6 protein-coding genes and 1 pseudogene are annotated in these 9,649 nt (G+C 70.1%); 4 read left to right on the forward strand and 3 right to left on the reverse strand.

The genetic code is table 11. The annotated features are described in order from the left end of the window. From AN218_RS37510 to sucC, 3 genes and pseudogenes are all read right to left on the reverse strand, one after another. Positions 1–237 (reverse strand): annotated as a pseudogene (locus tag AN218_RS37510) (hypothetical protein); the annotation flags it as partial. Positions 238–527: 290 nt separating this feature from the next. Further along, positions 528–1,451, reverse strand: a complete 924-nt coding sequence (gene sucD, locus AN218_RS16655; RefSeq protein ID WP_070017678.1) for a succinate--CoA ligase subunit alpha — start codon at positions 1,449–1,451, stop codon at positions 528–530. A 14-nt stretch (positions 1,452–1,465) separates the two neighbouring features. Next, positions 1,466–2,632, reverse strand: coding sequence for an ADP-forming succinate--CoA ligase subunit beta (gene sucC, locus AN218_RS16660; RefSeq protein ID WP_070017679.1), 1,167 nt, complete (start codon positions 2,630–2,632; stop codon positions 1,466–1,468). 151 nt (positions 2,633–2,783) lie between these two features. Here sucC and AN218_RS16665 point away from each other — a divergent pair, with 151 nt between their 5' ends. The 4 genes from AN218_RS16665 (at position 2,784) to AN218_RS16680 (ending at position 9,616) form a co-directional block, all read left to right on the forward strand. Next, positions 2,784–4,484 carry a thiamine pyrophosphate-binding protein gene (locus AN218_RS16665; RefSeq protein ID WP_070017680.1) on the forward strand — a complete coding sequence of 567 codons (1,701 nt, stop codon included), beginning with the start codon at positions 2,784–2,786 and terminating at the stop codon, positions 4,482–4,484. A 19-nt stretch (positions 4,485–4,503) separates the two neighbouring features. Continuing rightward, positions 4,504–5,766 carry a formyl-CoA transferase gene (gene frc, locus AN218_RS16670; RefSeq protein ID WP_275936977.1) on the forward strand — a complete coding sequence of 421 codons (1,263 nt, stop codon included), beginning with the start codon at positions 4,504–4,506 and terminating at the stop codon, positions 5,764–5,766. A 3-nt stretch (positions 5,767–5,769) separates the two neighbouring features. Further along, entirely contained in the window at positions 5,770–7,929 is a 2,160-nt protein-coding gene (locus AN218_RS16675) for an acetate--CoA ligase family protein (RefSeq protein WP_070017681.1), read from the forward strand. Between the two features lie 298 nt (positions 7,930–8,227). Then, a complete protein-coding gene (locus AN218_RS16680; protein ID WP_070017682.1) occupies positions 8,228–9,616 on the forward strand; it encodes an OFA family MFS transporter in 1,389 nt (462 codons plus the stop codon). Positions 9,617–9,649 lie beyond the last annotated feature (33 nt).

Consider the following 9,649-nt stretch of genomic DNA (forward strand, 5'->3'; position numbering starts at 1 on the left):
ACTCCTCGCTTCCGGGACCGCGGGCGCCAGGAGCGGCGCCTCGCCGTCGCCGTCCCCGCCGTGCCAGTCGCCGCAACGCAGGCCGCGAAGGCGGCCGTCGGCGGTGAAGGTCTCGGGGGCGGCGTCGCGGCAGCGGCGCCAGGTCTCGGCCCACGCGGTGCGGGGCTTGAGGGTCAGGGCGGGCGGAACGGGTGGCGTCGGGGGTGGGAGTGACGAGGGTGAGGGTGCGGTGCCCATCGTTCTTCTCCGCTCTCGTTGCACGTACGGGGCGGTCGGTGAAGCAGGCGTGGACGTATTACTGGACAGTAGTGTTCCGTGGCCCGCCGTCGCATCCGCCTGCGCGCAGATATGCGCAAGGTCACGTCGGCGGCGTACTCCCGCAGTTCACACCGCACGCCCCGGCGGCGCCAGAGTCAGGACGCCGGGGAGCGGCGCCCGCACACCGGCGGGTCAGGGGACGCCGGGGCTCCGCCCGGCGGGCGCGGCGGTCAACCGGCGCGGTCAACCGGCGTCCCCTGCCCGGCGGTTCATGCCAGCCGGTCGAGCACCAGCCGTGCCGTCTCGGTCGGGGTCTCGCCGACCTGTACGCCGGCCGCCTCCAGCGCTTCCTTCTTCGCACGCGCCGTACCGGAGGAACCGGAGACGATCGCTCCGGCGTGGCCCATGGTCTTGCCCTCGGGCGCGGTGAACCCGGCCACGTAGCCGACGACGGGCTTGGTGACGTGCTCCCTGACGAACTCCGCGGCACGCTCCTCCGCGTCGCCGCCGATCTCGCCGATCATCACGATCAGATCGGTCTCCGGGTCCTTCTCGAAGGCCGCGAGGCAGTCGATGTGCGTCGTCCCGATGACGGGGTCGCCGCCGATGCCGACGCAACTGGAGAAGCCGATGTCCCGCAGCTCGTACATGAGTTGGTAGGTGAGCGTGCCGGACTTGGAGACCAGTCCGATGCGGCCCGGCTCCGGTGCGATGTCGGCGGGGATGATGCCGGCGTTGGAGAGGCCGGGGCTGATGAGCCCGGGGCAGTTGGGGCCGATGATGCGTGTGCCGCGCTGCTGTGCGTACGCGCGGAAGGCGACCGCGTCGTGCACGGGGATGCCCTCGGTGATGACCACGACGAGCGGAGCGCCCGCGTCGGCCGCCTCGACGACCGCCGCCTTGGCGAAGGCCGGCGGGACGAAGACGACGGACACATCGGCGCCCGTGGCCTCCCGCGCCTCGGCCACCGTGCCGAAGACCGGCACCGAACGGGCTCCGCCGCCCGCGCCGCCGGCCGCGACTCCGGTCCCGGCGGCGCCCTCGAACTCCACGGTCGTGCCCGCCTTTCGCGGGTTGACGCCGCCGACGATGTCGGTGCCCGAGGCGAGCATGCGGCGGGTGTGCTTCATGCCTTCCGAGCCGGTCATTCCCTGGACGATGATCTTGCTTCCCTTGTCGAGGAAGATCGCCATGCTCTCCCGCCTCCCTATGCGGCCGTGGCCGTGGCCAGTTCGGCGGCGCGCTCGGCGGCGCCGTCCATGGTGGACCGCTGCTCCAGCAGCGGGTGGGGGTCGGCGTCGAGGATCTCGCGCCCGCGTGCGGCGTTGTTGCCGTCGAGCCGTACGACGAGCGGCTTGGTGAGCCGTATACGTGCCAGGGCCTGGGTGATGCCGTCCGCCACGGCGTCGCATGCGGTGATCCCGCCGAAGACGTTGACGAGGACGGACCGCACGGACGGGTCGCCGAGGACGACGGACAGTCCGTCGGCCATCACCTGCGCGGAGGCCCCTCCCCCGATGTCCAGGAAGTCGGCGGGTTTCGCACCGCACTTGGCGACGACGTCGAGCGTGGACATCACCAGGCCCGCGCCGTTGCCGATGACGCCGACCTCGCCGTCCAGCTTCACGTAGTTGAGGCCCTTCTCGGCCGCCAGCGCCTCCAGGGCGTCCCCGTCGCTCTGCCCGCCTCCCTCGTCCTGTTCGCGTTCCTCGCCCCAACGCGCCTGCCGGAAGCGGGCGTTGTCGTCGAGCGTCACCTTGCCGTCGAGCGCGACGAGTTCGCCGCCGGCCGTACGGACCAGGGGGTTGACCTCGACGAGCAGCGCGTCCTCGGAGCACAGGACCTGCCACAGCTTGCGCAGCACCGGCGCGGCGCCCTCGGGCAGCGAGCCCGCCGCGGCGATCTCGGCCGCCTTCTCCTCCGTCACGCCGTCCGCCGGATCGACGGGGACGCGGGCGACGGCCTCGGGCCTGGCCGCGGCCACCTCCTCGATGTCCATGCCGCCCTCCGCGGAGGCGATGGCGACGAACTGCCCCTGGGCGCGGTCGAGTACGAACGAGACGTAGTACTCCTGCTCCACCGCGACGGGCCGGGCCAGCATCACCGTGTGCACGGTGTGGCCCTTGACGTCCATGCCGAGGATCTGGCGTGCGGTGAGCTCCGCGGAGGCGGCGTCGGCCGCGCGCTTCACACCGCCCGCCTTGCCCCTGCCGCCGGTCTTGACCTGTGCCTTGACCACGACGCCGTGCTCGTCGGCGCCGAGCCGTACGGCCGCTTCGCGGGCTTCGCCTCCCGTCCGGGCGACGTGTGCCTCCGGTACCAACACGCCGTGGCGCTCGAAGAGTTCCCTCGCCTGGTGCTCGAAAAGGTCCACATGTGCTCCCTGGTCGATCTTCGAAACGATCGGTGCACGCCCCCTGGACATCGCTCTCCCGATGCGGGATAACAAGGTTCATACAGTATTCGTCGACTGTATGCAATCTGCTCCGAGCTGAGCCGACACCCGACGAAGGGACTCGTAAGCCATGCCCGACGACAGCCAGGACAGCCGTGAGAGCCAGGACTTGATATCCGGCGGACACCTGGTCGCCAAGGCGCTGAAGGCGGAGGGCGTGGAGGTCATCTACACGCTCTGCGGCGGCCACATCATCGACATCTACGACGGGTGCGTCGACGAGGGGATCGACGTGGTGGACGTCCGCCACGAACAGGTGGCCGCGCACGCGGCCGACGGCTACGCGCGGCTCACCGGCAAACCCGGCTGCGCCGTCGTGACGGCCGGGCCGGGCACCACCGACGCCGTCACCGGCGTGGCCAACGCCTTCCGTGCCGAGTCGCCCATGCTGCTCATCGGCGGCCAAGGCGCCCACACACAGCACAAGATGGGGTCGCTGCAGGACCTGCCGCACGTGGACATGATGACCCCCATCACCAAGTTCGCCTCGACCGTGCCGGACACGGCGCGCGCCGCGGACATGGTCTCGATGGCCTTCCGCGAGTGCTACCACGGGGCGCCCGGACCCTCGTTCCTGGAGATCCCCCGGGACGTCCTCGACGCGAAGGTCCCGGCGGAGAAGGCGCGGGTGCCCCAGCCGGGCAACTACCGTGCGTCCACCCGCCAGGCCGGCGACCCGGACGACGTGCAGCGGCTGGCGGACCTGCTGGTGGCGGCGGAGCGGCCGGCGATCCTGCTCGGCTCGCAGACCTGGACGTGCCGGGCGACGGAGGCGGCGACCGAACTCGTACGCACGCTGAACGTACCGGCGTACATGAACGGCGCGGGCCGCGGCACCCTGCCGCCCGGCGACCCGCACCACTTCCAGCTCTCGCGGCGCTACGCCTTCTCCAACGCCGACCTCATCGTCATCGTCGGCACGCCCTTCGACTTCCGCATGGGCTACGGCAAGCGCCTCTCCCCCGACGCGACGGTCGTGCAGATCGACCTCGACTACCGCACCGTCGGCAAGAACCGGGACATCGACCTCGGGATCGTCGGCTCCGCCGACCTCGTGCTCTCGGCCGTCACACAGGCGGCGTCGGGCCGGCTCAACGGCGGCGGCGACAAGCGCACGGCATGGCTGGAGGAACTGCGCACCGCCGAGCAGACGGCGCTGGACAAGCGGCTGCCGCAGCTTCGTTCGGACGCCTCGCCCATCCATCCGTACCGACTGGTCAGCGAGATCAACGACTTCCTCACCGAGGACTCGCTCTACATCGGCGACGGCGGCGACATCGTCACCTTCTCCGGACAGGTCGTACAGCCCAAGGCGCCCGGCAACTGGATGGACCCGGGGCCGCTGGGGACGCTCGGCGTCGGCGTGCCGTTCGTGCTGGCCGCCAAGCGGGCCCGTCCGGACAAGGAGGTCGTCGCGCTCTTCGGCGACGGCGCGTTCTCACTGACGGGCTGGGACTTCGAGACGCTCGTCCGCTACGACCTGCCCTTCGTCGGCATCGTCGGCAACAACTCCTCGATGAACCAGATCCGTTACGGCCAGAAGGCCAAGTACGGCGAGGAGCGCGAGCGGGTCGGCAACACCCTCGGCGACGTCCCGTACGAGGAGTTCGCGCGGATGCTCGGCGGCCACGGCGAGGCCGTGCGCGAGCCGTCCGAGATCAGGCCCGCGCTGGAGCGCGCCCGCGCCTCCGGCAAGCCGTCCCTGGTCAACGTGTGGATCGATCCGGACGCCTACGCGCCCGGAACCATGAATCAGACGATGTACAAGTGAGGTGACCGCGGTGACCGACGTGACGGACTCCCGTCCTGCGACCGGCGCGACCACGGAGAAGGCACTCGACGGAATCCGCGTGCTCGACATGACGCACGTGCAGTCCGGCCCCTCCGCGACCCAACTCCTCGCCTGGCTCGGAGCGGACGTGATCAAGCTGGAGGCGACCTCGGGCGACATCACGCGCAAGCAGCTCCGTGACCTGCCCGACGTCGACTCGCTCTACTTCACGATGCTCAACTGCAACAAGCGGAGCATCACCCTCAACACCAAGTCCGAACGCGGCAAGGAGCTGCTGACGGAGCTGATCCGGCGCAGCGACGTCCTGGTGGAGAACTTCGGCCCCGGCGCGGTGGACCGGATGGGCTTCTCCTGGGACCGCATCAAGCAGATCAACCCGAAGCTGATCTACGCCTCCATCAAGGGCTTCGGCGAAGGCCCGTACACCAGCTTCAAGGCGTACGAGGTCGTCGCGCAGGCCATGGGCGGCTCGATGTCGACGACCGGCTTCGAGGACGGGCCGCCGCTGGCGACCGGGGCGCAGATCGGCGACTCGGGCACCGGCGTGCACACCGTCGCCGCGATCCTCGCCGCACTGCTACAGCGCGAACGCACCGGCCGCGGCCAGCGCGTGAACGTGGCCATGCAGCACGCGGTGCTCAATCTGTGCCGGGTGAAGCTGCGCGACCAGCAGCGGCTCGCGCACGGCCCGCTCGGCGAGTACCCGAACGAGGACTTCGGCGACGAGGTGCCGCGTTCGGGCAACGCCTCCGGTGGCGGCCAGCCCGGCTGGGCGGTCAAGTGCGCGCCGGGCGGCCCCAACGACTACGTGTACGTGATCGTGCAGCCCGTGGGCTGGGAGCCGTTGACGAAGCTGATCGGCCGGCCCGAACTCGCCGACGACCCGGACTGGAGCACGCCGGAGGTGCGGCTGCCGAAGCTGGACAAGATGTTCCAACTGATCGAGGAGTGGTCCTCGACGCTGCCCAAGTGGGAGGTGCTGGGCGCGCTCAACGCCCACAACATCCCCTGCGGGCCGATCCTTTCGACGAAGGAGATCGTCGAGGACCAGTCCCTGGCCGCCAACGGGATGATCGTCGAGGTCGACCACCCCGAGCGCGGTTCCTTCACCACCGTCGGGTCCCCGATGAAGCTCTCCGACTCCCCCGTCGAGATCTCCTCCTCGCCGCTTCTGGGCGAGCACAACGAGGAGGTCTACGTCGGCGAACTCGGCCTGGGCGAGGAAGAACTGGCGCTGCTCAAGACGAACGGAGTGATCTGACCGATGGCGCAGGAGAACCACGACGGCCTCGCCGCGCCGGACAAGGCAGCGGTACGTGCGGTACTGGACGCCGCACGTGCCGAGGGCCGTACGTCGCTGACCGCCCCCGAGGGCAAGCGCGTCGCCGACGCCTACGGCATTCCCGTACCGGACGAGGGGCTGGCGGAGTCCGCCGACGAGGCGGTGCAGCTCGCCGACCGGCTGGGCTTCCCGGTCGTCATGAAGATCGTCTCGCCGGACATCCTGCACAAGACCGACGCGGGCGGCGTCCGCGTCGGGGTGTCCTCGCCGGCCGAAGTACGCAGCGCCTACCGGGAGATCGTCGGCAACGCCCGCGCGTACGACGCGGACGCGCACGTACTGGGCGTACAGGTGCAGCAGATGGCGAAGCCCGGCCAGGAGGTCCTGGTCGGCACGGTCACCGACCCCACCTTCGGCAAGGTCGTCGCCTTCGGTTTGGGCGGTGTGCTGGTGGAGGTGCTCAAGGACGTCACCTTCCGTCTCGCGCCGGCCTCCCGTCAGGACGCGGAGTCGATGCTGGACGGCATCGGGGCGTCCGAGGTGCTGGGGGGCGTACGCGGCGGTGAGCCGGTCGACCGCGAGGCGCTGGTACGGGTCATCAGGGCGGTCTCGCAACTCGCGCACGACTTCCCGGAGTTGGCGGAGGTCGACCTGAACCCGGTCTTCGCCGCGCCGGACGGTGCGATGGCCGCGGACATCCGGGTGCTGCTCACCGAGGGGCGGCCCGCGGAGCGGCGGCGGTACTCGCCGCAGGAGATCCGCGCGTCGATGAAGCGGCTGATGCAGCCGTCGTCGGTCGCGGTGATCGGCGCCTCCAACGAGCAGGGCAAGATCGGCAATTCGGTCATGCGCAACCTCGTGGACGGCGGCTTCCCCGGAGAGATCCACCCGGTCAATCCGAAGGCCGACGAGATCCTGGGGCGCAAGGCGTACAAGTCGGTCGCCGACATCCCCGGAGAGGTGGACGTGGCGGTCTTCGCGGTGCCCGCGAAGTTCGTGCCGGACACCCTGGAGGCCGTCGGCGCGAAGGGCATCCCCAACGCCGTGCTCATCCCGTCCGGCTTCGCGGAGACGGGCGAGACGGAACTCCAGGAGAAGATCGTCGCCATCGGCGAGAAGCACGGCGTACGGCTGCTGGGCCCGAACATCTACGGCTACTACTCGACGTGGCACGACCTGTGCGCCACGTTCTGCACGCCGTACGACGTCAAGGGCGGTGTGGCGCTCACCTCCCAGTCGGGCGGCATCGGCATGGCCATCCTCGGCTTCGCCCGCAGCACCAGCACCGGTGTCTCGGCGATCGTCGGGCTCGGCAACAAGTCGGACCTGGACGAGGACGATCTGCTCACCTACTTCGCGGACGACCCGAACACGAAGTGCATCGCCATGCACCTCGAAGACCTCAAGGACGGGCGGGCGTTCGTCGAGGCGGCACGCGAGACCGTGCCGAAGAAACCCGTCGTCGTACTGAAGGCGGGCCGCACCAGCGCGGGCGCGAAAGCCGCCGGTTCGCACACGGGCGCGCTCGCGGGCGACGACGCGGTCTACGACGACGTGCTGCGGCAGGCCGGCGTCATCCGGGCGCCGGGTCTGAACGAGATGCTGGAGTACGCGCGGGCGCTGCCCGTGCTGCCCGTGCCGCAGGGCGACAACACCGTGATCATCACCGGCGCGGGCGGTTCGGGCGTACTGCTCTCGGACGCCATCGTCGACAACGGGCTGTCGCTGATGGAGATTCCGCCGGACCTGGACGAGGCGTTCCGCGCCTTCATCCCGCCGTTCGGCGCCGCGGGCAACCCGGTGGACATCACCGGGGGCGAGCCGCCCTCCACATACGAGGCCACGATCCGGCTCGGCCTGGAGGACCCGCGGATCCATTCCCTCGTGCTCGGCTATTGGCACACGATCGTCACTCCGCCCATGGTGTTCGCGGAGCTGACGGCCAGGGTCGTGGCCGAGGCGAGGGAGAAGGGCGTCGAGAAGCCCGTGGTGGCGTCGCTCGCGGGCGACACCGAGGTCGAGGAGGCGAGCCAGTACCTCTTCGAACGCGGCGTCGTCGCCTACCCGTACACGACGGAGAAGCCCGTCGCCGTACTGGGCGCCAAGTACCGCTGGGCGCGCGCGGCGGGTCTGCTGCGGTAGTGCCGCGGGGCACGCCGCACGAGCCGCGCGCGTGACCCGCCGAGGAACACGGAAGCAAGAGCCGCGGACGCCGCGGGACCTCCCCCGGCACGGAACGGACGCACCTCGTCCGTCCGTACGGCGGGAGGCCCGCGGCAGGGCTCCGGCGGAACCGCGGACGCCGGACGCCCCACCCCGCACATCCGCACATCCGCACATCCGCACACTCGGGACGAGTGGAAGGGCGAACGCAGCACCAGAGCAAGGGATCCGGACAGGGGGCGCTGGCCAGACTCTCTCTACGCAAGGGGTGCAGCACATGACCACAACGGAAGCACCGTCGGCCCTTCCATACCGGGAAGTGACCGACCGCAACGGACGGACCTACCGCATAGGCGAGTCCGACATCGACATCATGGGGCGCCGCCGCATCTGGATGGTCATCCTGCCGTGGGTCGGCATGATGGGCATCAGCTCCGCCGAGTACGCGTTCGCCTCCGCCGAGGACACTCTCCACAACGCCCACGGCTGGAACAGCCTGCACATCTTCTGGATCATGGGCGTCTGGGTCTTCTTCCAGGCGGCCGTGGCCATGCCCGTCGGGCACCTTCGCGAGTCGGGGCGGTTCCCGGCGCGCCTGGCCATGATGTGGGGCGCCGTCGGCACGTTCCTGGGCTATCTCTCGCTCGCGTACGCGGAGAACCCGATCTGGGCGTATCTCGGCTTCGGCTTCTTCAGCGGCATCGGAGCGGGCGCCGTCTACGCGACGTGCGTCAACATGGTCGGCAAGTGGTATCCGGAGCGCAAGGGCGGCAAGACCGGCTTCGTCAACGGCGGTTTCGCCTACGGCTCGGTGCCCTTCGTCTTCATCTTCACCGGCTTCATGGACCTGCACAACTTCCGCTGGGTCCTGGTGAGCATCGGCGTCTTCCTGGCGCTCGTCGTGGCCGTCGCCGGCTTCTTCTTCAAGGACCCGCCGAAGAACTGGTGGCCCGCGGACGTCGATCCGCTCAAGGCGCCCGACGACCCGCGCGCCCGGCGGGCCCTGGCGAAGAACCCGCCGTCGGTCAAGCAGTACACCCCGAGGGAGGCTCTGCGGACCGGCCGGGTGCCGATCATGTGGTTCTGTCTGCTGTGCACGTCGGGCGTGAACATCTTCGGCATCGCCTTCCAGGTGCCCTTCGGCGACGACATGGGCTTCGCGGGCGGCATCGTCGCGACCGCCATGTCGCTGAAGGCCATCGTCAACGGCACCGGCCGCGGCGTGATCGGCTGGCTGTCGGACCGGTACGGACGCAAGCAGTGCCTGATCTTCGTCTGCGTCGTGCTCGGCCTGGCGCAGTTCGGCGTGCTGCTGTCCGGGCAGGCGGGGTCGATGCCGCTGTTCCTGCTGTGCTCGATGATCTCCGGCTTCGGCGGCGGTGCGATCTTCCCGCTGTTCGCCGCGCTGACCGCCGACTACTTCGGTGAGAACAACAACGCCACCAACTACGGCATGGTCTACAGCTCCAAGCTGCTCTCCGGTCTCGCGGGCGCCGGGCTGGGCTCGCTCGTGGTCGGGTCGTGGGGCTACACCGGCGCGTTCTCGCTCGCCGGCGGGACCTCGCTGCTGGCAGGCGTGATCGCGCTGTTCCTGTATCAGCCGGGCCGCCCGAGGCGGTCGATGATCAAGCCCAATCCCAAGCCGATCAGCAGGGAAGTGATGTGACGGACGCCGACAGACCCGACGGCTGCCGGGCCG

Origin of the sequence: Streptomyces nanshensis (genome assembly GCF_001751255.1) — a bacterium.
Taxonomy (GTDB): Bacteria; Actinomycetota; Actinomycetes; order Streptomycetales; family Streptomycetaceae; genus Streptomyces; species Streptomyces nanshensis_A.